22 protein-coding genes, 1 pseudogene and 1 riboswitch are annotated in these 23,960 nt (G+C 41.9%); of the genes and pseudogenes, 17 read left to right on the top strand and 6 right to left on the bottom strand.

Annotation, left to right across the window (positions count from 1 at the left end):
• The first annotated feature begins 87 nt into the window (after nucleotides 1-87).
• From liaF to rpiA, 4 genes are all read left to right on the top strand, one after another.
• Nucleotides 88-804: a cell wall-active antibiotics response protein LiaF gene (gene liaF, locus MUO14_RS09990; protein WP_244755075.1), complete on the top strand. Its 717-nt coding sequence runs from the start codon at nucleotides 88-90 to the stop codon at nucleotides 802-804.
• Nucleotides 801-1,841, top strand: coding sequence for a sensor histidine kinase (locus tag MUO14_RS09985; protein ID WP_244755074.1), 1,041 nt, complete (start codon nucleotides 801-803; stop codon nucleotides 1,839-1,841). Before liaF ends, MUO14_RS09985 begins: the two co-directional genes overlap by 4 nt.
• Complete coding sequence (locus MUO14_RS09980) at nucleotides 1,838-2,470, top strand: response regulator transcription factor (RefSeq protein ID WP_244755073.1); 633 nt, start codon at nucleotides 1,838-1,840, stop codon at nucleotides 2,468-2,470. Before MUO14_RS09985 ends, MUO14_RS09980 begins: the two co-directional genes overlap by 4 nt.
• Before the next feature lie 234 nt (nucleotides 2,471-2,704).
• On the top strand, nucleotides 2,705-3,406 hold the full coding sequence (rpiA, locus tag MUO14_RS09975) for a ribose 5-phosphate isomerase A (protein ID WP_244755072.1): 702 nt from the start codon (nucleotides 2,705-2,707) through the stop codon (nucleotides 3,404-3,406).
• Between the two features lie 8 nt (nucleotides 3,407-3,414).
• On the opposite strand, the gene MUO14_RS09970 is transcribed toward rpiA, so the two are convergent.
• The gene (locus MUO14_RS09970) at nucleotides 3,415-3,783 is read right to left on the bottom strand and encodes a hypothetical protein (protein WP_244755071.1); all 369 of its coding nucleotides are present in this window, start codon (nucleotides 3,781-3,783) and stop codon (nucleotides 3,415-3,417) included.
• A gap of 63 nt (nucleotides 3,784-3,846) precedes the next feature.
• Between MUO14_RS09970 and MUO14_RS09965 the strand changes: the two genes are divergently transcribed.
• The 4 genes from MUO14_RS09965 (at nucleotide 3,847) to MUO14_RS09950 (ending at nucleotide 8,364) form a co-directional block, all read left to right on the top strand.
• Nucleotides 3,847-5,370, top strand: a complete 1,524-nt coding sequence (locus MUO14_RS09965) for an RQC-minor-2 family DNA-binding protein (RefSeq protein ID WP_244755070.1) — start codon at nucleotides 3,847-3,849, stop codon at nucleotides 5,368-5,370.
• 67 nt (nucleotides 5,371-5,437) lie between these two features.
• A complete protein-coding gene (locus tag MUO14_RS09960; protein ID WP_244755069.1) occupies nucleotides 5,438-6,082 on the top strand; it encodes a DUF4166 domain-containing protein in 645 nt (214 codons plus the stop codon).
• A 13-nt stretch (nucleotides 6,083-6,095) separates the two neighbouring features.
• Nucleotides 6,096-6,932: a tryptophan 2,3-dioxygenase gene (kynA, locus tag MUO14_RS09955; protein WP_255822187.1), complete on the top strand. Its 837-nt coding sequence runs from the start codon at nucleotides 6,096-6,098 to the stop codon at nucleotides 6,930-6,932.
• A 97-nt stretch (nucleotides 6,933-7,029) separates the two neighbouring features.
• Complete coding sequence (locus tag MUO14_RS09950) at nucleotides 7,030-8,364, top strand: polysaccharide deacetylase family protein (protein ID WP_244755068.1); 1,335 nt, start codon at nucleotides 7,030-7,032, stop codon at nucleotides 8,362-8,364.
• A 44-nt stretch (nucleotides 8,365-8,408) separates the two neighbouring features.
• Here the strand turns inward: MUO14_RS09950 and MUO14_RS09945 are convergent, their stop codons facing one another.
• Both MUO14_RS09945 and metX read right to left on the bottom strand, forming a co-directional pair.
• On the bottom strand, nucleotides 8,409-9,383 hold the full coding sequence (locus MUO14_RS09945) for a homoserine dehydrogenase (RefSeq protein ID WP_244755067.1): 975 nt from the start codon (nucleotides 9,381-9,383) through the stop codon (nucleotides 8,409-8,411).
• Nucleotides 9,380-10,447 carry a homoserine O-acetyltransferase MetX gene (gene metX, locus MUO14_RS09940; protein ID WP_244755066.1) on the bottom strand — a complete coding sequence of 356 codons (1,068 nt, stop codon included), beginning with the start codon at nucleotides 10,445-10,447 and terminating at the stop codon, nucleotides 9,380-9,382. The genes MUO14_RS09945 and metX overlap by 4 nt, the downstream gene beginning before the upstream one ends.
• A gap of 80 nt (nucleotides 10,448-10,527) precedes the next feature.
• A riboswitch (SAM riboswitch) is annotated at nucleotides 10,528-10,641 on the bottom strand.
• A gap of 153 nt (nucleotides 10,642-10,794) precedes the next feature.
• Between metX and MUO14_RS09935 the strand changes: the two genes are divergently transcribed.
• From MUO14_RS09935 to MUO14_RS09925, 3 genes are all read left to right on the top strand, one after another.
• Nucleotides 10,795-10,995 carry a DUF2188 domain-containing protein gene (locus tag MUO14_RS09935; protein WP_244755065.1) on the top strand — a complete coding sequence of 67 codons (201 nt, stop codon included), beginning with the start codon at nucleotides 10,795-10,797 and terminating at the stop codon, nucleotides 10,993-10,995.
• A 193-nt stretch (nucleotides 10,996-11,188) separates the two neighbouring features.
• Entirely contained in the window at nucleotides 11,189-12,406 is a 1,218-nt protein-coding gene (locus MUO14_RS09930) for an NAD(P)/FAD-dependent oxidoreductase (protein ID WP_244755064.1), read from the top strand.
• 42 nt (nucleotides 12,407-12,448) lie between these two features.
• The gene (locus MUO14_RS09925) at nucleotides 12,449-12,922 is read left to right on the top strand and encodes a hypothetical protein (protein ID WP_244755063.1); all 474 of its coding nucleotides are present in this window, start codon (nucleotides 12,449-12,451) and stop codon (nucleotides 12,920-12,922) included.
• A gap of 25 nt (nucleotides 12,923-12,947) precedes the next feature.
• Here the strand turns inward: MUO14_RS09925 and MUO14_RS09920 are convergent, their stop codons facing one another.
• Nucleotides 12,948-13,793, bottom strand: coding sequence for a TetR/AcrR family transcriptional regulator (locus MUO14_RS09920; protein WP_244755062.1), 846 nt, complete (start codon nucleotides 13,791-13,793; stop codon nucleotides 12,948-12,950).
• A gap of 114 nt (nucleotides 13,794-13,907) precedes the next feature.
• Here MUO14_RS09920 and MUO14_RS09915 point away from each other — a divergent pair, with 114 nt between their 5' ends.
• From MUO14_RS09915 to MUO14_RS09900, 4 genes are all read left to right on the top strand, one after another.
• Entirely contained in the window at nucleotides 13,908-17,069 is a 3,162-nt protein-coding gene (locus tag MUO14_RS09915; protein WP_244755061.1) for an efflux RND transporter permease subunit, read from the top strand.
• Between the two features lie 344 nt (nucleotides 17,070-17,413).
• Nucleotides 17,414-17,590 carry a hypothetical protein gene (locus MUO14_RS09910; RefSeq protein WP_244755060.1) on the top strand — a complete coding sequence of 59 codons (177 nt, stop codon included), beginning with the start codon at nucleotides 17,414-17,416 and terminating at the stop codon, nucleotides 17,588-17,590.
• A 37-nt stretch (nucleotides 17,591-17,627) separates the two neighbouring features.
• The gene (locus MUO14_RS09905) at nucleotides 17,628-17,822 is read left to right on the top strand and encodes a hypothetical protein (protein ID WP_244755059.1); all 195 of its coding nucleotides are present in this window, start codon (nucleotides 17,628-17,630) and stop codon (nucleotides 17,820-17,822) included.
• Between the two features lie 13 nt (nucleotides 17,823-17,835).
• Nucleotides 17,836-18,798: an NAD(P)/FAD-dependent oxidoreductase gene (locus MUO14_RS09900; protein WP_244755058.1), complete on the top strand. Its 963-nt coding sequence runs from the start codon at nucleotides 17,836-17,838 to the stop codon at nucleotides 18,796-18,798.
• Nucleotides 18,799-18,860: 62 nt separating this feature from the next.
• Here MUO14_RS09900 and rarD read toward each other — a convergent pair whose 3' ends face one another.
• Both rarD and MUO14_RS09890 read right to left on the bottom strand, forming a co-directional pair.
• On the bottom strand, nucleotides 18,861-19,763 hold the full coding sequence (gene rarD / locus MUO14_RS09895) for an EamA family transporter RarD (protein WP_244755057.1): 903 nt from the start codon (nucleotides 19,761-19,763) through the stop codon (nucleotides 18,861-18,863).
• Between the two features lie 199 nt (nucleotides 19,764-19,962).
• A complete protein-coding gene (locus MUO14_RS09890) occupies nucleotides 19,963-21,546 on the bottom strand; it encodes an FAD-dependent oxidoreductase (protein ID WP_244755056.1) in 1,584 nt (527 codons plus the stop codon).
• A gap of 204 nt (nucleotides 21,547-21,750) precedes the next feature.
• Here MUO14_RS09890 and MUO14_RS09885 point away from each other — a divergent pair, with 204 nt between their 5' ends.
• Nucleotides 21,751-22,248, top strand: a complete 498-nt coding sequence (locus MUO14_RS09885) for a PTS sugar transporter subunit IIA (protein WP_244755055.1) — start codon at nucleotides 21,751-21,753, stop codon at nucleotides 22,246-22,248.
• Nucleotides 22,249-22,390: 142 nt separating this feature from the next.
• A pseudogene (locus MUO14_RS09880) lies at nucleotides 22,391-23,850 on the top strand (glycoside hydrolase family 32 protein).
• Nucleotides 23,851-23,960 lie beyond the last annotated feature (110 nt).

Raw genomic sequence — 23,960 nt, 5'->3', positions numbered from 1 at the left:
TCATTAAAGGCGCAGAGATCTGCGTCTTTTTGGTCCTCATAGGGAAATGTATGCTTTTTTAGATTAGCGGATAGGAGGATGACCTGTATGTTTAAGCACATGTCGACGAATACCATAAACACGATTTTAATCATAGGGGTGATCCTCCTCGTCCTTGAAGTCACCTTTTTTAATGGGGGGCTGATCTTCTCCTTATTATTTTCAAGTATCTTCCTTTATATAGGTAGGAAAAGGTACCGAAAGCTTTCGGGGAAAATCATGTTTTGGATTGGTATGTTGAGTCTTGTGTTAACGATCTTGAATATGATTGCTGTACGATTTCTAATTATAGTCATCCTTGTACTCTTTGTACGCCACTATTTTCGCTCGAAAAAGGAGCCTGAGCGAACCGAACTTAATGTCCAAGTTGACAATTTTGCTGAGACAGAAGAGCCTTTTATAAAGCAGAAGCTTTTCGGTGACCAGATGACGGCGAAAACTTCTTATAAGTGGCAGGACGTAAATGTGCATGGCGGATTTGGTGATCGAATAATCGATCTCAGTCATACCGTACTTCCTCATGATGAAGCTGTTATTTCCATTAGACATTTAGTTGGTAATGTACAAGTATATGTCCCTTACGAGGTAGAGGTTGCGGTTAATCATAGTGCGGTCTTAGGGCGGGCCGCTATTTTTCAATATCGTAAAACGAAGTTATTCAATCAGACGATGTCTTATCGCACACCGGACTATGTGACAAATAAACCCAGAGTGAAAATTATCACCTCGATTGTGTCGGGAGATCTTGAGGTGAAGCGAATATGAATATTTGGCAAAAACAAGTTGTCATAGGTCTCTTGTCATTTATCATATTTGCAACTGTGCTGCTAAGCTTCACCTTCATTACCTTTCCATTAAGGGACTGGGCAGACTTATGGTCGATGGAAGTGCTCGATTTACCTTATGTACTTCTCACGCTGGCTCTATCCATAACTGGCGGATTAGCGATCGGTATGGCTCAAGGTTTTGTCTTTAGAAGGAAATTCCATTATGTAGAACATCAACTTGATGAAATCGCAAAAGGGAATCCTGTTTTATACGATGATACAGGGGCAGGTGAGATCCAGCAGATCGAAAAGAAAATGAAGCAGATTGAAGCAAGGTTTAAGAAGCAAACTGAGACGGCCCAGCGCTTAGCCTCCGAACGTGCTGAAGAACGAGAGAAGAGCTTGCAGGAGGTTGTCGTTCAAGAAAGAAATCGGCTTGCCCGTGAGCTTCATGACTCCGTGAGTCAACAATTATTTGCTGCTTCGATGATGATGTCAGCTATTAACGAAGGCGAGAAGGCTGAACAGAAACCGTCGAATAAGCAACTTGCGATGGTTGAAAAAATGATCCATCAGTCACAGCTTGAAATGAGAGCATTGCTTCTTCACCTGCGTCCAGTTGCTTTGAAGGACAAGTCTTTGCAAGAGGGTTGTGAAGAACTTTTGCATGAGCTCACACAGAAAGTTCCGATGAAGATCGAATGGACGGTTGAGTCATTAAAACTTGAAAAAGGCATAGAAGATCAATTGTTTCGAATTTTACAAGAAGCCGTATCCAATACACTCAGGCATGCTAAAGCTGAGGCGTTGACAGTCATGCTTATCGAGAGAGATGATCATGTTATTTTGCGAATGGTGGACGACGGAATTGGTTTTGATGTCGAGGAAGCAAAAACAAGCTCCTATGGGTTACAAAATATGCAGGAACGAGCCTTTGAAGTAGGGGGCACATTGAAGATTGTTAGTCTGAAGAACCAAGGAACGCGGCTAGAAGTTAAAGTGCCTCATTTTAAAAAAGGAGGGGGATTAATGTGATTACGGTTTTATTTGCTGATGACCACGAAATGGTCCGTATTGGCGTATCGGCTTATCTATCAGCTCAAGCAGATATTGAAGTGGTGGCTGAGGCGAATGATGGCGGTGAGGCAGTGGAAATAGCTTTAACCCATCGTCCTGATATCATTTTAATGGATCTCGTCATGGAAGAAATGGATGGCATTGAAGCAACAAAGCAAATCATTGAGCAATGGCCGCAAGCGAAAATTATTATCGTGACAAGTTTTCTTGACGATGATAAGGTGTATCCGGCACTTGAGGCGGGCGCAACAAGCTATATGTTGAAAACATCAAAGGCAGGTGAAATTGCTGATGCGATTCGTGCTACATATGCCGGCCAGTCCATTCTTGAGCCAGAGGTAACCGGTAAAATCATGACTAAGATGCGTACACCGCAAGAAGATGGCCTACATGAACAATTGACAGCAAGAGAAATGGAAATTCTCCTCCTTATGACTGAGGGAAAAACAAATCAGGAAATATCAGATCAGTTGTTTATTGCTTTAAAAACGGTGAAAGTTCATGTCAGTAACATTTTAGGTAAGCTAGGTGTACAGGATCGTACGCAAGCCGTGATTTACGCCTTTAAACATGACCTAGTGAAGTAAAAGCCTCGCCAAAAGGTGAGGCTTTTAGTTTATCAATACATACAGCAGGGCGAGTAATAAAACCAGATAGAAGATGGCAAGTTTGATGTAGACATTTCTCATGAGATCCCCTCCCCATGCAGGCCTTTTCCTATTTTATGTAGAAGACATGCAATCATTACCTGTCTACTCTAAAGGAATCTTTTGTTTTTTTAAAAAGGATTAGGGAATAACAAGAAAGACGAGGTGATAACTATGACGTGGACTAACCCTTTGGCAAAAACGTTGAATTGGTCAGGAGAGATTTCGAATCAAGCTCAAAAAGAGAAAGTGGCGCAACAGGTGAGTTATTTCGTGGAGGATGGGGACGTGATTGGTGTCGGATCCGGTTCAACATCATTTCTAGCGCTTCAAGCCATTTCCAAGCGCGTTAAAGATGAAGGCTTAAAAATACAGGCGATTCCAACATCTAAAGAGGCTGCCCTCAATTGTGCGGTTCTTGATGTTCCAGTGACAACTCTAACTGCGGCACGTCCAAGGTGGGGTTTTGATGGAGCAGATGAAGTAGATGAACAAAATCGTTTAATTAAGGGACGTGGTGGTGCGTTGTTTGCTGAGAAACTTGTTATCGCAAGCTCATCTAAAACGTACATTCTCGTCGATAAAAGTAAATTTGTTAAACAACTTGGCACAGATTTTGCCGTCCCTGTTGAAGTCGATCCACGGGCTATTCACTTAGTTGAAACCAAACTGGGTGAGTATTTCAACCCTCAATCACTTGCAATAAGAATGGCTGTATCAAAAGATGGACCCATCATTACTGAAGCAGGAAATTTCTTAGTTGATGTACGATTTAATGAGATTACTTCCAATATGGAGAGGGAAATTAGTGGAATCCCAGGTGTGATTGATTCGGGATTGTTTTTTGATTATCCACTAGAAATTTTGTCCGTATAGGTGAGTGTTCAAAAAGTTGCCAAATTAGAAGAAAGAAGGTCGAGGCGGCGTAGTTCCTGAGCATCAGGGAAACCTTCTCTGAAATGGCCTCGCACGAAGGAAAAGTGTTCTTCTTTTCCAAGGAATGGACTTGCACAGGACGTGCTGACTTCTACATTGAGCACAAGGGCCGTGCACGGTTTTAGTAGAAGTTCCACTGCTGCTTCATGGTGCAGAGAATATCCTTCATCGCTGCCTTGCCCCGAGGAATTTACTTCTTTAGAATAGGCTCGTAGACGCAGGTGCATACGCTCCTCAAAAGCAAGCCAACGAAGAGACTCGCCTCTTATCATTCGGTGACTTTTTGCCCTTAATAAGCCCAAAATTACAATAATCATTGGTAAGTTTACATACTTTTTCTATAATAGAAGTATATCCTTCAATTCTAAAGGGGAATTAATATGGGACTGCCGGAAAGTATGACCTACAAGTATGATCGCTACCCGTACGTTATTCTGACTCCTATAGGTAGAATGAACAAACAAATACGCTCGGTCGGGCATAAATTCGAACGAGGCCTGCTGTCTCGTATCAATGAAGCGATTGCTGTTCAAGTGAATAGTCGTTCGCTGAAACTAGGTCGGCTTCAACGTTATTTAACCGTTGAAGGGCACACCGTTTTACCTATATCCTATTTAAAAGATGATGTAATAAACCCCTATTTAATCAGACCTGAGCTGTTTCTTTGGACTCACTTTCCCAAAGAACATGGGCTCCCTTATAACAAGGAATTTTTATATGATACAAATGTTACGCAGTTATCTTCGGAGGGGCTCGAACACCATTTGTTGCAGGTGATGGACGATTATTTATTTTTAGCTGAAATTGCAGAGCGGCCAAAGCAATATTGGTTCAATAAAATTGCTGAAGGCTTCCATCAGCATCCAATTGTTCAGCTTGCCCACAGCAAGCGGAATGTCATAGAAGCTGTAGAAACTATGAACCAATCTGCCTTACTTTCACAATTAAGGTATCCCGAAGATGTTGCGAGGTGGAGAGACCGCATTGATACTGTTATGCGGCCATTCCGTGCCTTACCAAGGCTATGGTTGACCCAGCAAAAGGAAATGTGCCGTCATGAGAAGCAACTGAATTTCAATTCCCGTAGCCGGTCGATTAGCTGTCGTTGTGAAGTTTGTGGTCTGACTGTGTTTTATCATCTTGACGATGATTGTGTAACCTTACAAGAGGAATATAATTATGAACGTGCCAGTAAGAGAATCACGACCATTGAACAGCAGTTTAATGAAATAGCTCAGAAGAATACATCTATTCTTAACCAAATTCAAGAGCTGAGCACCATTAAACAAAAGCTGCGGCCAGCCAAGTACATGTTAGATGAATCCGTGAGAGTTGCTAGACAAATCGAGAAGTATCAAGAAGAACATGTGCTGGATTCCTATCCACTGCTTGAAATGCATGATCAGTTGACATGCTCAGCCTTTCCGAGTAAACGTTCACCTTCTATGTTAGTATGGCTGTCTAACGTTCACCTATATGATGTCGGCATGTTGAAGCAGCTTTCTATTTGGAAAACCCATATGGATAGTCAAGTTTATACTAAGGCTGAGCACCTGCTCGAAGAATTACAGGTCCGGCTTAATGAAGCTGAATATACCGACGAAGATATTATTATTACGATTAAAAGTCATGAGTTAAGCTATGCCTATGTACAGCAGGTGCTTGATTTGATCCATTATTACGGGACAGATTATCCCGCCCATACACTCGTTCAAGTGCTTGCAGGCAAATCGACGAATAAACTGCGTCGTTTAAAACTTCACGAAATACGCTGGTTCGGACTGTTGTCCGACTGGCCTTCTAAACATATTCAACACTTATTTAATCAATTGGAAAGACAAGGGTGGCTGATGAAACAACGAAAAGGCTACTCGATCAGTGCATTTGCAGAAGAAGTATTGTAAAGAGAAAGCAGGGCTTTTTAAAAAAGGCCCTTTACATAACAACTCAATATTGAGGAGGCAGTTATATATGAAATCTATTTATCATCAAGCACTAGGTGGAAAATTCGATCGTCTTCATCCTGAACTGCAAAAGAAATTTGGTATAACCAGTGAACAAAAAATAATGGTGCTGGGACAAGGACGCATGACGGAAATTCGTGGAACTCCGGCGCTTATTCGACCATTTTTGCATATTGGAGCAAAGGACCATATGATCTTTGCTGAAAGGGGGAAAAATGTGCCGTTTACACTTGAGAATTATTCTTATGTCGATGAGCAGGGCTTTGAAGCAATCAGTTACATTCGCCGGTTCTTTTTTCCCTATGCCATACGTGGATTTGATGCTGTAATGTCCTATGACCCGGAGCAGGAAACGGTAGTCGATAATCTAGGCAAGTCCGGCCGTTTATCCACGGTAATGGAACTCGATGTTACCAAAGAGGGAGGATTGCTGATGCGTTCAAGGGAAATGAAACTTAATAATCAGTTCACCTTTACCGGACCGCATACTTCCTTGTATGAGCATTACGATGAAAAGCACCAAGCCTTACGCGTACATGTGCACGTAGAGCATCCGTTGTTAGGCACATTGCTCATGTACGAAGGCCTAGTTCATACTGAATTTTTGCCAATCACCCCTAATCATATTCCAGAGCGAGGAATTCTAACCTAAAGGAGGGTTTAGCGTGAGCGAACATGATTCAAAAACTAACGAGAATGTACATACAGACTTTAAAGAACGCATGACGTACGGGGAATATTTAAACCTAGATCAACTACTTTCTGCCCAAAATCGACTTTCTACACATCATGATGAAATGCTGTTCATAGTCATACACCAAGTGAGTGAATTGTGGATGAAGCTGACTTTGCATGAACTAAGGGCTGCCATTGACACGATTCGAGAGGGGGATATACAGGAAGCGTTAAAAATGCTGTCGAGAGTCTCAAAAATCCAAACACAAATCATCCATGCCTGGGATGTTCTCTCTACCTTGACCCCGGCTGAATATGTACAGTTCCGTGACGATTTAGGTCAAGCATCAGGCTTTCAATCTTACCAATATCGTATGGTTGAATTTGCTTTGGGGTACAAGACACCACACGTTTTGAAAATTTATGAAAAGGACCCTGAGCTTCATAAGGAACTTCGAAGCGCTTATGAAGCACCTGGCATATATGATGCAGCGATTGAAAGATTAGCTGAAACTGGGTTCAAAATTAATAGCGATCTCATAAACAGGGACTTTTCAACTATTTATCAAGCCGATGCAAGCGTTGAGAATGCCTGGTGGGAAGTGTATAAAGATGTAGATCAATATTGGGATCTTTATCAGCTTGGAGAGAAATTGGTAGATATAGAGGATTGGTTCCAGCAGTGGCGATTCAGGCATATGAAGACAGTTGAACGGATTATCGGTCACAAATCGGGTACAGGCGGCTCTTCGGGGGTCGGCTATCTGAAGAAGGTACTCGATCACCGCTTCTTTCCAGAATTGTGGGATATTCGTACGAGCCTCTAAATTAACTGAATAAATGGAACATAACAAATGTATTAATTAATTGTTACGTTTGTGTTACACTAAGGTGTGAATTTATTACGGATGAAGAGGGAAGGTTATGAAGCGATTAAATGTATATATAGCACTCCTTAGTTTATTGTTGATATTGACGGCTTGTTCCTTTTTTATAGCGGATGCAAATGAGAGATCGGATAAAGTAAGCTCAGAGTCATCCAATCACTATGATGTAATGATGGAAAGTGAGATTGAAGAATATGAGAGTTATCAAATTACAATTCATTACCCGCAAACACCAAATGATCAAATTGACCAGATTATTATAGATTATGTGAATCAAAAGAAGGACTCATTTAAAAAGAAAAGCTATGAAGCTGTCATCAGTAGTGAAAACAAATCAGCTCACGAATTGCATATTGATTATGAAGTTCTTTACCAGGACAGTGAAGTGTTTGTTGTCCGATTTGTAGAGAAGACAGATATTGGGCAGGATCAAAATGTTACCCGCACAATCATGAACTTTAATAAATCAAACGGAAAGCGTTTAGAGCTTAAGAATCTTTTTAAAAGCGATACAAACTATGTAAGGGCCTTAGCCAAGGAAACCAACCAACAACTCGAAGTAGAAAAGGGATTCGGAACGGAAGTGAGCAAGTTTGACGATCTAGCTTTAATGGGTGACTCTCTCGTAGTGTATATAACTCAAGAGGATCAAAAGAAACTGAACATAAAGAAATCAAAGGTTTCTATTGATAAGAATGCTCTTAAAAATGTTTTGCTGCCACAATATGCCAAGAAAGTGACACCTCAAGTGCCAGATGATGATACGATATCTTATCCTGCTATCAAAACGAAGCAAGGGCCTACTAAAGGGATGACCGAGAAACTTGTCGCGATTACTTTCGATAACGGTCCCCATAAAAAGGGAACACCACTTGTTTTAGATGTGTTGGCAGAATATGATGCAAAGGCGACCTTTTTTATGATCGGAAAACGAATCAAACATTATCCTGAAACGGTAAGAGAGGTAGCAAAACAAGGTCATGAGATCGGGAACCATACTTGGGACCACTCAAGCTTTGATCGGCTCCCAGCCAGCGAGGTTAAGCGACAGTTAGTCGATACACAACAGGTCATTCAAGACGTAACAGGGCTAACAACGAACCTTGTCCGCCTTCCATTTGGTGAAGGTCTTCCTGAAGCCTATGAATCCAATTTTGACGTCGTCCCATCAACAATCACCCCGAATAAGGATTGGAACTTAACAAACGCATCAGAAATTGCCCATTATGTGACTTCTAATGTAGAGGATGGATCGATTATTATGTTAAGTGATCTTCGTCCCACTACACCGAAGGCACTGAAGATGATCCTTGAAGGTTTATCCGAACGAGGGTACAGCTTTGTAACAGTAAGTGAACTAGCTAGCAGATAAAGAAAAGGAGCCTTTAACTATCAATTTAGTTAAAGGCTCCTTTTCTAATATTGAAGTAGTTTTACTGGATAGGACTGAAGGATATGAACAAAGTCTTCCACCATCGCACTCGCTGTCGACAACTTGCCGGCGCCAGGCCCTCTTAATGTTAGAGGTCCTGCTAAATCACTAATAATGTGAATAGCGTTATCAACACCGTCAACAGAATGCAGCCCATGTGCTGGCGATAAGGCTTTAGGTTTTATACCGGCATATAGTTCACCATTTTTTTCCTCAATAGCAGCGATGTGCCGTATTTTCTGTCCGTTTGTTTTGGCGAAAGCTAAATCTTCAGCTGTTACGTTAGATATCCCCTCACATGGGACATTTCCCCAGTTGGGCTGTTTTTTATAGATAAGTTGACTAAGAATCATCAGCTTGTAAAAAGCATCATAGCCTTCAATATCATTCGTTGGGTCAGCCTCAGCAAACCCCTGATCCTGTGCTTCTTTTAGTGCGGTCTTGAGACTTTTTCCTTCGTTCTGCATGGAAGTGAGGATAAAGTTACTCGTTCCATTCAAAATGGCCTCAATTTTTGTTACTGAATTGACCTGTAGAAGTTTAGTAATCGTACCAATGATGGGAGTGCCAGAGGCTGTTGTTGCTTCATAGCCCATGCCTACACGGTTTGCGGCTTTATCTAACAAATGAGTGCCGTGTTTGGCAAACATCACTTTGTTTGCTGTAATGACATGGATCCGCCTGTCGATGGCCGTTGTTAAATAAGAAAAGCTAGGCTGTTCACCAACAATGGCTTCAAAGATTACATCTGGTTCTTGTGCAAGAATCTCATCAAATTGATCAGTTACAAGAACAGATTCAGGCAGAATGCGTTCCTTCGCTTTGTCTTGAACGAGGACACCACATAACTGTACTGATTCTCCTGTTAAATGGGTTAGCTGTTTCTGTTTGTTCTGCAGAATTTGATAAACGCCCTGTCCGACTGTTCCAAATCCTAGAATCGCTACTTTGGTTGTCAAGCTTCATTCACTCCCTCGTTCAATTTATCGCCAAGCCACGACCCCCATTCTCCAAATTCCACGAGAAACCCGTCGTGTCCATAGTCCGTTTGCACATGATAATGCTCACCTTGAGGGGCATACTCACTAAAGGGCTGAATCAATTCTTTTGGATAGAGAAGGTCGTGTTCAAAGCTTACGGTGTATAGGTGCGGTTTATAATTCTCAGCTGTTTCCTGTAAGGTACCGCGTCGTCTTCTAATATCATGGTTGTTCATGGCTTCTAATAAATAGAGATAGCTATTCGCATCAAAACGCTGCTTTATTTTTTCACCTTGATAATTTAAATAGGACTGGATCGAATAAAGAGCATCCCCTTGCTCCCGTGCAAACCTTTTATGAAAAAGAGGACCGCTTCTGTACGTAACCATACCGGTCATTCGGGCAATCTCAAAACCGTGCAACTCGTCATTAGACCTGTAGTCCCCCTCATTATAAGCCGGATCATCCTGAATAGCCCTTGCCCCAATATGGTTAAAGGCAATCCCGTAATCACTTAAATAGGGAGTGGCAGCTAAAACATAGAGTTGTTTCATAAAGTCCGGATAAAGCATTCCCCATTCAAGTGTTTGCATGCCCCCAAGCGAACCGCCCGCCACAGCATGAAGTTTGGTAATTCCCAACTTTTCAAGTGCTTTATATTGGGAACGAACCATATCGCGGATTGTTACGTTTGGAAAATCCTGACGGTACAACTCACCAGTCTCAGGGTTTATACTTGCAGGGCCAGTTGAGCCATGGCATCCTCCAAGTACGTTAAACGTGATCACTTGAAACTGGGTAGTATCAATCGGACATTGCTCCCCGACAAGACCTGCCCACCAGCCAGGGCTTTCTTTAGAACCAATGGCGTACTGATTTCCAGTTAAGGCATGGCAAAGAAGAATGACGGGGGCGTTCGTTGACCCATAATGCTCAAAAGCCAGCTCCACCTGAGGAAGCGTTTCACCAGATTCAAATGTAAAGTCTCCAATCGAAACTTTTTCTGTTGTCTGTTGCTGTTCAGTAGGGTTTTGCAATGACATGCTTCATCCCTCCTTCGTAATGATTTCCATATAAAAAACCCTCTTCTTTAGTAAGAAGAGGGCGTATGTATCGATTCCTCCTCTTATCTGTCAGATCTAGCTTCGATCTGTAGGAATTAGCACCTTTTCAAGCCGATTACTTGAAGGTTGCCGGGCGTCACAGGGCCTAGTCCCTCTGCCACTCTCGATAAGAGATATTCAGTTCACTTACTTTTTTAAATGTATGTTTCGAATTATAAAAGGAGAATGTAGTATTGTCAAACTATTTTTGAAAATGAATCAGAACGTTTGAGGAGGTTTTGTGGTGGGAAGACTGATTGTAGACGATAAATAGAGGAGAGATTTAGATGAAGGAATATAGTGTTGTACCAAATAAGGATGTTACAGGTTGGTTAGTAAAAATTGAAGATGTCGCACCAACCGATTTATATGATGAACGGGATACAGCGGTCGAGAAAGCAACTGAATTAGCGGAGAACGATAAGCCGAGCCGAGTGCTTATCATGGATCAAAATCATAATGTAGAACAAGAAAAGAAGTTTGAATAGAGGAAAAGGCTCCCGCGAAGGGAGTCTTTTTTACTGCAGGAAGTTGAAATATGCAATTATGCTGTTTTATGTGCAATAAAAGGGAATTTCGTGCAATTAATTCGCTGCGGTCCACCTTTCAAACTCCTAACTAGCTGTTTTTGTGAAAAAACGTTACGCTAAAGAAAATAGGGAGCGAAGGATGTGCGGGGAGATGGAAAAACATGTGGGTGTTGTGATTATAGGGGCAAGAGTGGCAGGGGCGAGCCTGGCGATCTTACTTGGAAAAAAAGGGAAGCGGGTGCTGCTGATTGATAAGGCTTCTTTTCCGAGTGATACGTTATCTACACACCATATGTCACATGTGAATTATTTAGGGAAACTGGGTGTGCTGGAAGAGGTTGAAGCGAAGGGCTTACGAAAAATTAATAGAATGCGTACCTATATTGGTGATAGTTTTGTAGAGGGCCCGAGAGATTCCTACACACTTATTCCGAGACGCAGTTATTTAGATCACATTCTTCTGTCGAAAGCCTGCAGTTATGATGGTGTTGAGTTGCTAGCACAATGGTCTGTGAGGAGGCTGCTTTATGATAATGATCAAGTAATCGGAGTAAAAGCGGTCGATAGCAGTGGGGAAAGCCAGACGGTTTATGCTTCGCTTGTGGTGGGCGCTGATGGGAAGCATTCAAATATTGCTGAGTGGGTTCAGGCAGGGAAATACGGGGAGCACTCACCGCTTCGCCCCGTGTTCTACGGCTATTATCACGGGATTGAACCGTTACTAGAACCGACGACGGAGATCTTCCTTAAGGAAGGAAGAATCGGCTTCCTATTTCCAATGGAGCCAGGGGTGGACTGTTTAGGTCTTGAAGTACATCCCGATGAGTTTAGGGAATTTGCTAAAAACCCAGCAAAGTTCGAGGAAACCTATCAAACATTTTATGGTATGAAGCGACGGTTAAAGGACGCATCGCTCCATGGGAGAATTATCGGGACACCAGGTGTGCCGAATTTCTTCCGTGAGCCTGCAGGAAAAGGGTGGGTTCTGATTGGCGATGCAGCCCATAGTAAAGATCCAAGCACGGGACTTGGTATCAATGATGCCTTCATGCAGTCCTTTTTGTTAGCTGAAGCGATACAAAAGCATGACGAGGGAGCGACTTGGGAAGAAGTCATGGCTCAATTTAAGGTGAAACGAGATGACCAGCTTATGCCTGGCTATCGCCTAACCCTTGATTACATTCAATCAATGAGATCATGGTCTAAAGACGAACAAGCACTGTTTCAGGCGATGGCGGCCAATCCGATGGTATGGAATAAAGTTATCCCGCATCTCCCTGATTTATTAAAAGAACATTCGGCAAATGTTCCGGAACTTTATGGTTCTGTGGAAGGGGAGGCGAAGAACTTTGGCTTAGGGAAGGAATAAGGGGCTCTCATATAGAATGAAGACAATAGAGGTGATCACATAGTGACTTGGACGAAGGAAAAAGCTTTTGATAAGCTGCAGAGCATTTATACAGATAAAGTAATGCAAGAGGAGAAGCGCAGAATTTTTCAGCAGGTCTACCGTCATTTGCATGAACACTTGGATGACTTAGCTGTTAAATCGGGTTTAAAACAGGAAACAGAGAAGCAGCTGAAATTCTTCAAAGAATACACTTTTATGCCAGGTGATAATTTATTTCAGTCGATGCGCTACGTGTTTTTGTTAGCAAGGGGCGAACGTGAAACCGATGCACAAACAACTGAACAGCATTTGAAACGAATATACCGTTCACTGTTCCAACCAGCTGGCTTGAAGAATCCATCTATCCCTGATTCCTTTTGGTCAACTACATTAGGCGTTGCTTGTCTAGTTGCACAAAAAGGCGTTGAGTCGGTGTATCCGATTCTTGATGAAATCATCGAAGCAGAGCAAATGGAAGAATCTAATAACCACTAGACGTGCTTGGCGTGTCTAGTGGTTATTAGATTTGGAAAAAGGAACGAATTTGTCCAACGATTTGCTGGAATTCATGTTCTTCTTCAAGGTTTGTCACCATACCTTTAATGACAGCTATGCGAGGTTCGGAATTTTTAAGTTCTTCAAGAATCACAGCAATTGTGTCCTTAATATCCTTGGTTGAAGATGGTTGTTTTTCTTTTAAGGCATCTATAATGTGATCTGCTTGTTTAGAATAGTAGTCTTTTGGAATAATCTCACTCATGATTTTTTCAGTAATGACTGGTCGGTCATTACTGCGGTTGAATCCCTCTACTAGAAAGTCAACTCGCTTTAGCATCCCTTCACAAAGGTTCTCAATATCAAATTTCACATTTTCAATAATGATCAAATCGATATAAGCTTTAAATATCCCCTGCAAAAGAAGAGTAATTTCCCATACACACTCTTTTATGTCCTCCCCATAAATATCCATAAGATTTTTTTTATAAAAGTAGTAAGAGTTAAATCTCATATGCTGCAAGAATCTTTCAATGTCATCGTTAAACGGAATAGCTTGCTCACGTATTTGCATAATAATAAATTCACGATGTTCGATGATTTCTTTAAATGTTACAGCGAGCTTCTTTATAAACTTCTCTCGTGGATTTAAATCCTTAGCTTGAATCTCATCGGTTTTTAACTGAATTTGTCTGGAGTAATGGTAGAAAACGTCTAATAAAAGGGCGTCTTTCGACTTAAAGTGTAAATAGAAAGCTCCTTTAGAGATGCCGCATTCATTAGCGATCTCCTGAACTGAAGTTGCGCTAAAGCCTTTTTTTGCAAAGAGCTTAATTGATTGTTCGATGATGAATATGCTTTTATCTTCCATATTGGTGACCCCTTAATTGTGAAATTAAAAAGTATTTCCTCTTGACTAATGACCACATAGTCATTTATATTATAATCTGTTATGACTATACGGTCAATTGGGAGGGGATAGCGCGTGAAACAAATTATAAATTTTTCTATGAACAACAAGTTTGCGGTTTGGTTAATGACTATTATTATAACCATAGCAGGTTTATATTCAGGTTTAAATATGAAACTAGAAACGATTCCAGATATCGAACCACCGATTATTACGGTGTCTACCGTTTATCCAGGAGCCACACCCGAAGAAGTGGCTGAAAATATATCAGAGCCCTTAGAACAACAGGTGGGTAATTTGAGTGGAGTGAAAACGGTCAGTTCCACTTCTTATCAAAATGCTTCTTCCCTTCAGCTCGAGTATGGATTTGATAAAAATTTGGATGAAGCAGAAGATGAGTTGAAAGATGCGGTCAGCCAAGTTGAACTGCCGGATTCAGCTGAAGATCCTTCTGTCAGTCGTTTAAATTTTAATGCTTTTCCCGTTGTCAGTTTAAGTGTGATCAATGGGGAACAATCATTAGATGAGCTGACGACAACGGTAGAGGATAAGATCGTACCAGCACTTGAAGGACTTGAAGGTGTGGCTGACGTGCAAGTGTCGGGACAGCAAATTCAGGAGGTTCGGATTGATTTTGACGAAGGTGCTTTAGAAGAGCGTGGAATGGATAGCGAAACCATAATGAACTTGATTAAAGGCTCGGATGTGTCTTTTCCACTTGGCTTATACACCTTTGATGATACACAAAAATCTGTCGTCATTGACGGGGAATTAACAACAGTTGAGGACCTGAGAAACTTAGAAATCCCGGCGATTCCTTCGTCGCAAGGATCTGAAGCACCACAGGGCCAGCAACCGCCTCAAGGTACTCAGGGAGGACAAATGTCGCCACAAGGCCAGACTTCTGGAGGAGCGATGACAACAGAGCAGGCAGCCGAGGCCGGGATTCCCACTGTCCAGCTTCAGGAACTTGCTGAAATTGAAGTTGTCGGGAAAGCAGAGTCTATTTCGCGTACCAATGGAGAAGATTCGATTTCGCTTCAAATCGTTAAATCCCAGGAAGCGAATACAGTTGATGTCGTTAATTTAGTAAAAGAACAAACGGCAGAATTAAAAGGAGAACTCACTGGAACGGAGTTTATATACTCTTTTGACCAGGGAGAGCCGATAGAAGAATCGGTAAGCACGATGTTGAACAAGGCGCTGTTTGGAGGATTATTTGCTGTCATTGTCATCCTCTTATTCTTGCGTAATTTCAGAACAACAGTTATTTCTGTTATATCGATTCCACTTTCGCTATTAATAGCTGTACTCGTTCTTAAACAAATGGATATTACATTAAATATTATGACATTAGGTGCCATGACGGTAGCTATAGGCAGAGTAGTGGATGACTCGATTGTTGTCGTAGAAAATATATATAGGCGAATGTCACTGCCTGGTGAAAAGCTAAAAGGCAAAGATCTTGTTCGTTCGGCTACACGTGAAATGTTTATGCCAATCCTATCTTCAACAATTGTGACGATTGCCGTATTTTTACCGCTAGGACTAGTGGAAGGGACCGTTGGGCAAATCTTTTTACCATTTGCGTTAACCGTTGTCTTCGCATTGGTTGCCTCCCTGCTTGTAGCCATTACAATTGTACCGATGATGTCCCATTCATTATTGAAGCAAGGTAAATTGAAAAAGGTTGACCATGATCATAAAGGCGGACGTTTAGTAAGGGCTTATCGAGCACTGCTGAATAGTACGTTAAATCACAAAATTATTTCATCAATTATTGCGTTAGTGATTTTAGTTGGGAGTGTCGCACTCGTCCCGTTGGTAGGGGTGAGCTTCCTGCCGGCTCAAGAACAGAAAATGGTCATAGCAACTTATAATCCAGAGCCAGGCCAGACACTTGAAGATGTCGAAAGCATTGCTATGGATGCCCAAGAATATTTTGAAGGCCGAGAAGGTGCAGAAACAATTCAATATTCTGTCGGTGGAGAAAATCCGATGAGTCCTGGTGCATCGAATCAAGCCGTATTCTACGTCGAATATGACAGTGAAACTGAAAATTTTTCCTCGGAAAGTCAAACGGTGATTGACGGATTGCAAGAATCATCTGAAAAGGGAGAGTGGTCCTCCCAAGACTTCTCTTCTACAGGCTCAAGCGGTTCTTTAGAGCTTCTTGTTTATGGAGATACTATTGACGAAATTGAGCCGGTTGTAGAAGATGTTGAAAATATTTTGGCTGAACAAGAGAATTTAACCGGAATCGACTCAAGCCTATCTGAGTCTTACGAGGAATACACGCTCGTCGCCGATCATGAAAAATTAAGTGAGCTTGGATTAACCGCAGGTCAGTTAGGTATGGAGTTGAATCAAAATGGTGAAGAGCCTGTACTGACAACGGTAAAACAGGATGGCGAAGAGTTAAATGTATATATTGAAGTAGAGAAAAAGAGTTACGAAGACATTAGTGAGGTAACAGACCAAGAACTGCAAACTCCTACAGGTCAATCCGTTCCCATCAGTGAAGTGGTTGAAGTAGAGAAAGGAACAACAGCTGATACGATCACTAGAAAAAATGAACGCGTTTATGCTAGTGTCAGCGCTAAGATTACCACTGATGATATCGGCGCTGTGTCTGCTAATGTACAAAGTGACATTGACGACATTGAATTGCCGCCTGGTATGGAAGTAACGATGGGTGGAGTCGCAGAGGATATTCAAGAATCTTTCACCCAGCTTGGATTAGCGATGCTTGCAGCGATTGCTATTGTCTACCTTGTGCTCGTGATCTTCTTTGGTGGAGCCACGGCGCCGCTTGCCATTCTATTTTCGTTACCATTCACGATTATTGGTGCTGTATTAGGTCTCCTAATTAGCGGAGAAACGATTAGTATTTCCGCTATGATCGGTGCCCTAATGTTAATTGGAATTGTTGTAACAAATGCGATTGTTTTAATAGATCGTGTGATTCATAAAGAAAAGGAAGGTTACACGACAAGAGAAGCATTAGTAGATGCCGGCATGACACGTCTGCGTCCGATTCTTATGACCGCACTTGCCACGATCGGCGCCTTGCTGCCGTTAGCTTTAGGACTAGAAGGTGGATCGATTATTAGTAAAGGACTAGGGGTTACCGTAATTGGCGGGTTAACGAGTTCCACGTTGTTAACGCTGCTCATCGTGCCACTGGCCTATGAAGTATTAAGCAAGTTCCGTAAGAAGAAAAAAGTTAAAGCATAAAGAAAAAGAGCCATCCCACATTGGGATGGCTCTTTTTACCGGCGCAAAGAAGCGATTTACTTGACGCCTACTCTGTCATGAAGGAATTATCACGAGGCATATCGAAAAAAGAATTTGGGAGAGGAGTAGCTACATATGAAAGACAAATTTATAGACCCAGTAACAGGGGAAGAGTACACACCCTCTATAAAAGAGTGGCGGCCTAAGCAAGGAATCTTCATGCCATGTCGAATTTCCTATAGAGAAGATTAAAGGTCGCGGTGCATCTATATTGGCTTCAAGAACCTTAAACAAGCTGGAATGATCGAGGGGCTTCCTAAGATTATCGGCGTTCAAGCTGAGCCTTGCGCACCTATCGCCAAGGCTTTTCATCAAAAAAAGAGGTTATTTCTGCTGTTGAAAATCTTGGCACCCAAGCAGAAGGAATTGCAATTGGAAATCCAACCCGGGGCGAACAAATCATTGAAGGTGTAAAAGATTCAGGCGGAACAATCGTTACAAGTACCGGAGGATCAAATTGAGTCGGCAAAACGGGAATTGGACAGGAGAGGCTTTCATGTGGAACCTACAACGGCCGCTACGTATGCTGCATTCAAAAAGTATAATAACGATGGTGTTACTGGCCTATCACTAATGCGGTTCTGGCTTAAAGAAATAAACGGTGGGAGGATTCATAGTAATGAAAGAGGGAGAGAAATCTTCCATTTCAGGAAAGGAATCGACAACGTAAAAAATTTAATCTTGTATAAATAAAGGTGGGATAATTGTGCACAGGTATGATGTAGTTATTATTGGAGCGGGTTTATCGGGGATTATTGCAGCACAAAAACTAAAGCAATCCAATTATAGGGTACTGCTTTTGGAAAAAGGTCCACGAGTAGGTGGCAGGCTTGCGACAAAAAAATATTCCAAAGGTAAAGCAGATTATGGGGCACAGTTTTTCACCGTTCGATCGGATGAGCTTAACCAAGAAGTTCAAGGTTGGCTGGCAAAGGGCTGGGTGAAGCAGTGGTTTGGAGAGAATTATCCGAGATACACGTCAATAGATGGGATGCAAGAATTTTCGAGGCGTTTAGCCGTAAATCTGCCGCTATTCCTTTCAAGAAACGTTTCCTATATCAATGATCAGGGTTCCCATTTTTTATTAGGTGATGAAGAGGGAAAGGTCTACGAAAGTGAGCGGGTCATATGTACAATGCCTGCTCCTCAAACATTAAGTCTTCTTGCCAACAGTTCCCTTTGTATTGAGCAATCAGCACAAGGTGCATTAAGAATGCTTACATACGAACCAACATATGTGGGACTGTTTCAGTTCGATAGGCCTATCGTTTTTCCAAAAAACGGTCACATGAATAAAAAACTGCTTTCAGGAGTGGAGCGGATTGTCGATCATCAAAAGAAGGGAATTTCATCAGAGGTGATCGTTAGTGTTTATATGACAGCCGATTGGTCCGTGAACCATGACGGGGAAAAAGATATCCTTGAATTGATGAGAGAGAAGACGGCATCCTATTTAGATTTTCATGCTCTTGTCTCTCAGCAGCTGGAAACATGGCGTTACGCACAATCAGCTGACACGCATCCTCACCCCTTTTTACAGTTAGATAAGGAAGCGAGGATATTTGCTGCCGGAGATGCTTTTTTGCGAGCAGATGATCAAACGGGGCGAACCCGATTCGAGAGCGCCTTCCTTTCTGGATATGATATAGCCTCCCATTTAAGAAACTAAGTCTCGAAGAAAGGCTGGCAAAATATAAAAGGACTCTCATCATAAATGAGGGTCCTTTTATTTTAAGCTGTTTTACCTTCATATCTTCGCAGCCGTTTCATTCTAGAAACTGTATATACCGCAAGGCCCGCCCAAATTAACGTAAAGGATACAAGGTGCACCTCTGTAAATGGTTCATCATAAAGAAAGACACCGAGAAATAGCATGATCGTTGGAGCGAAGTATTGTAGAAAGCCTACCATTGAAAGCGGTATTCGTTTGGCACCTGCTGAGAACAGCAGAAGTGGAATAGCTGTAGCGATCCCTGATCCAAAAATAATCAGTGTCGTTATTGACCAGAAGTCGATATCGGGAGGCGGCCCTTGAACACGCAAAAGATAAATGAGTGCTAGGGGGGAAACAATCAGTGTCTCAACCGTCAAACCAAACATCGCATTCAGTGTAACGAGTTTTTTCAGTAAACCGTAAGCTCCGAAGCTTAACGCCAGTAATAAAGCGATCCACGGGACGGACCCGAAATGTGCGGTCATGTAAATCACACCGCTTGCCGCTAATATAAATGCGAGCCATTGTGGTTTTGAAAAGGTCTCTTTTAGAACGATCATTCCAAGCAGAATACTAACAAGCGGGTTAATGTAGTAGCCTAGGCTGGCTTCAACTACGTGATTATTGTTGACTGCCCATATGTACGTAAGCCAGTTAATACTAATCGTGATTGAGGCAAGTGTAATCACGATCAAACTTTTTTTATTAGCCCAAATTCGCTTCGACTCAGCGACAAATGGTTTCCATTTTTTTAGAATGAGCACCATGCCCATCATAAAGACGAAAGACCAGACGATACGGTGCGCTAATATTTCAAAGGCGGGGATCTCTTGTATTAACTTCCAATAGATAGGGAGAAAACCCCATAAGATATATGCGGCTGCTGTGTATATTATACCGAGCTTATTATCATCCAACATTAAGCATAACCCTTTCGTGATTCTGTATCTGTACTTAAGCTATTCTAGCCAATTTTATAAATTTTGGAAAGAAAAAGGGGTTATAACGTAAAATTTATAATGAGCCCAAAATGGATCCTTGTTTTTGCATTTAAATTGTTTAGCCGACAGGAGCGATTTTACCAATCAAAAAAGAGCGCTAAAAAGCGCTCTTCTCTCACTATTGATTATCAGTAGATTCTTCAAAAGCCTCCGGATCATCAGGAATTATGGCAACTTCCTCGCTGTCACTAAATTCAATTCTTTCAAGAGGACGTTTTGCTGGTCCTTCCATAACGGCTCCGTCATATGAGAAACGGGAACCGTGGCAAGGGCAATCCCATGTATGTTCCCCGCTGTTCCATTCCACTTCGCAACCCATGTGCGTACAAGTTGTATCCAGGAGGTGGAGTTCGCCTTTATCATCTTTATAGGCACCTGCGCGTTTGCCTTCCCACTGTACGACGGCTCCCTGGCCTTGTTCTAGGCTAGCAGGTCCATTACCAACAAGCTCTACTTTTCCCTCGACTAAATGTGCAGCCACATTCATATTATTTGTGAGGAAATGCCTCATACTTGGGTCTGCTTTAAACCGTGCAGGTGTAAAGACAGAATGATATTTGGACTCTCGCCCCATCACATAATCAGTAATTAATTGGCCAGCCACTGTGCTATTCGTCATCCCCCATTTTCTAAATCCTGTCGCTACATAAATGCGATCGTTCTTCATTGTCATTGGTCCAATATAAGGAACTTTATCTAATGTCGTTAAGTCTTGGGTTGACCACTGGAATAATTTATTTTTGATGCCGAATGTGCGGGCCGCGTATTCTTCAAGCGCTTTGTAGTGAAAGGACATATCGTTTCCTTCCCCCGTACGATGACTTTCACCACCAATCAGCAAAATTTCCTTGTCGTCAAATATGGCAGATCGAATCGATCGTTTAGGCTCATCGATAGATAAATACATCCCGTTTGTCCATTCTTTTTCAGGCTCGATGGCGATTACATAGGAACGTTCAGCATACATGCGGCTGAAGTACATCCCCTTATCGTAAAAAGGGAAGTGAGAACATGATATAAGGTAATCAGAGGTAATCGTATGACCTCCTCCCGTCTCAACTTCGACTTGCTTCCCTTCTTTAACATCCACGGCTTTTGTATGTTCATAAATTTCACCGCCCAGATCGGTGATTTCATCAAGGAGATGGGCTAAATAATGTAATGGATGGAAATGCGCTTGATTACGCATACACAGGGCTCCGGTTGTTTCCGTGTCGAAAGGAAGATCGTCAAAATGCTCCCCCGCAATTTCCAGACGCCCGTATGCTTTCTGTTCCCTTTCAAGCTTTCTTGCTCCTTGTTCAGTTGTCGCAAATAAATAGGCATCTTCACGCTGCCAATTACAGTCTATCGAGTGATCATTAATATGCTTTTCTATGGTAGCCATGGCGTCTTCTTGTGCTTTGAAGTAAAGAGCTGCTCCTTCTTCACCGAAATGCTTAATGAGTTCATGATAAATAAGTCCATGTTGGGCTGTTACTTTCGCTGTCGTATGACCAGTTGTTCCATTCAACAGCTCATCTGCTTCAATGAGGGTAACCTTTTTCCCTTCTTTAGCTAGCATGTAGGCAGTTGTAATTCCTGTAATTCCCCCGCCTACAATCGTGACTGTTGTCTCTATCGATTCCTCAAGCCTCGGGAAACTGTCAAGCTTCGTATTCTTCCTCCACATTGGTTCTGGCTGTGTCCATTCTTTGCCCATATGGATCCTCCTTTTTCTTATTTGTCGCTTTTATCACAGTTTGTCCTATCCTTCTTTATTCATGTAAAATCGATTTTTTAGTATGGAATGAGATGCGCAATCCTTGAGAAATTTTGCAGTGCCAGACTTAATTAGGTTAAGTTTACTGCACGGAATTAAGGGAAAAGTAAGGATAGCTTTCTTCATAAGAGAGGAATGATTCCGATGTTTAAAAAATTATTTGGTGGAAATAAAAGTACAGAAGAACAGTTTGTTGCACCGTTGTCAGGAAAAGTTGTTTCCTTAGATGACGTACCAGATCCCGTCTTCAGTCAACGGATGATGGGAGACGGGGTAGCTATTGAGCCAACAGATGGTAAGGTAGTCAGTCCTGTCGCAGGAGAAATTGTTCAGGTCTTTCCGACGAAGCATGCAGTCGGCATTAAGACAAAGTCAGGCATAGAAGTTCTTGTCCATATCGGACTCGAAACGGTTTCAATGGAAGGCGAAGGATTTGAAGGACACGTGAATACCGGCGATCAAGTACAAGCGGGAGATTCTTTAGTGACCTTTGACCCTGTCCTTGTTAGTGAAAAGGCTGAGAGCACTACGACACCGGTCATTATTACTAATTTTGATGATGTTGTAGAACATTTTGAGCCATCATACAGTGATACGGCAGCTGCCGGCGATACACATATCATGACAGTGAAGACGAAATAAGATAGTGGAAAACAATAAGCCTGGGGTGATTACTCTGGGCTTATTTCTGTTGGAAAACAATGATAGAAAAAAGGTATAATTGCAGGAAAGGCGTTTAGACAATAGCCAAACCAGTAAGGTATAAGAAGGTGGAGGGAAGTAAATGTCTGATAGAGATATTGAATTACGCAACAAGGCACAAGCGGCCGTGAAGGAGAATGAAGAGAAGGTTCGTTCAGACCATTATAGACCTGCCTTTCACCATAACCCCCTGTTGGATTATTGAACGATCCAAACGGCCTTATCCAATGGGACGGGGTTTTCCATCTTTTTTATCAATGGATGCCGTTTAGAACAGATCATGGGGATAAATTTTGGGGGCACTATACATCAACGGATTTCGTGAATTGGGAGCAGCAGCCAATTGCCCTGACACCATCCGATTGGTTTGATAAAAACGGATGTTATTCAGGTAGTGCAGTCGTTCATGATCATACATTGTATCTTTTTTATACAGGGAATGTGATCAATGAAAAGGGCGAGAGAGAAGCTTATCAATGTTTAGCCATTTCAACAGATGGGATTCATTTTGATAAAAGAGGACCAGTTGTCCATTTGCCAGATGGATATACTGCTAATTTTCGTGACCCGAAAGTGTGGAGGAAAGGCGACAGTTGGTACATGGTGATTGGTGCGCAAAGCAAGGAACTGCATGGCAAGGCTGTTCTGTTCCAATCTGATAACTTAACTGAATGGGAACTGGTCGGGAATATAGCAGGCGCTCATGAAAATGGGCTCGGTGATTTCGGTTACATGTGGGAATGTCCAGATGTTTTTGAATGGAGTGAACAGGACATTTTAATGATATCTCCCCAAGGGTTAGAAGAAAAAGGAATGAATTATGCCAATACGTATCAAAGCGGCTACTTCACAGGGCGGATGGATTATCAACAGGCTAAGTTTGATCACGATATGTTTATAGAATTTGACCGCGGATTTGAATTTTATGCTCCTCAAACAACTTTAGATGAAAAAGGGCGACGTATCCTGATTGGCTGGATGGGTGTTCCTGATCAATATGAACAAGCACACCCCACGATCAAAAATAAGTGGGTGCATTGTTTAACACTGCCAAGAGAGCTGATATGGAATGGATCTAAAATCGTGCAAAAACCTCTAGAAGAGCTAAAGGAAATGAGGAATTCTATCCTGCTTCATTCCGATATTACGATCGAAAACGATCAAAAAGGGATTCGCGGTATTGGCGGAAAATCGGTAGAAATGAACATCGAGTTTGAAAACATTGAAGAACAATTTGCTATTGAACTGTTCCACTATGCTGCCTTTAGTTATCAAAAAAAGAATGATGTACTTACTTTATCAAGGCCTCATTTAGAAGACAAAGGGATGACAGAATTCCGCCGAGTTAAACTTAACAATGAGTTAAAGCAACTGCGGCTGTTTATTGATCATTCTACACTCGAGATTTTCGTTAACGACGGGGAAGAAGTGTTTACATCACGTATTTTTCCGCAGCAAGAGGACGAATCTGTCTTATTCACTTCGCTTGGCTCAAGTACGTTTTCTGTTGAACAGTGGAAACTAAAAGGAAGCTACTCATAAAGAATCGAGCAAGAGCAAGGGTGTTTTCGGTGTGCATATTGATTTTTGAAGACATGGGGCATATTAAAGAAAACCCTCTCTCCTGTCCTACAATTATGATAAAATAATGT

It is taken from the genome of Halobacillus shinanisalinarum, from assembly GCF_022919835.1.
Classification (GTDB): Bacteria; Bacillota; Bacilli; order Bacillales; family Halobacillaceae; genus Halobacillus_A; species Halobacillus_A shinanisalinarum.
The sequence above is the reverse complement of the archived record's forward strand: the minus strand, read 5'-3'. Positions and strand labels throughout refer to the sequence as shown.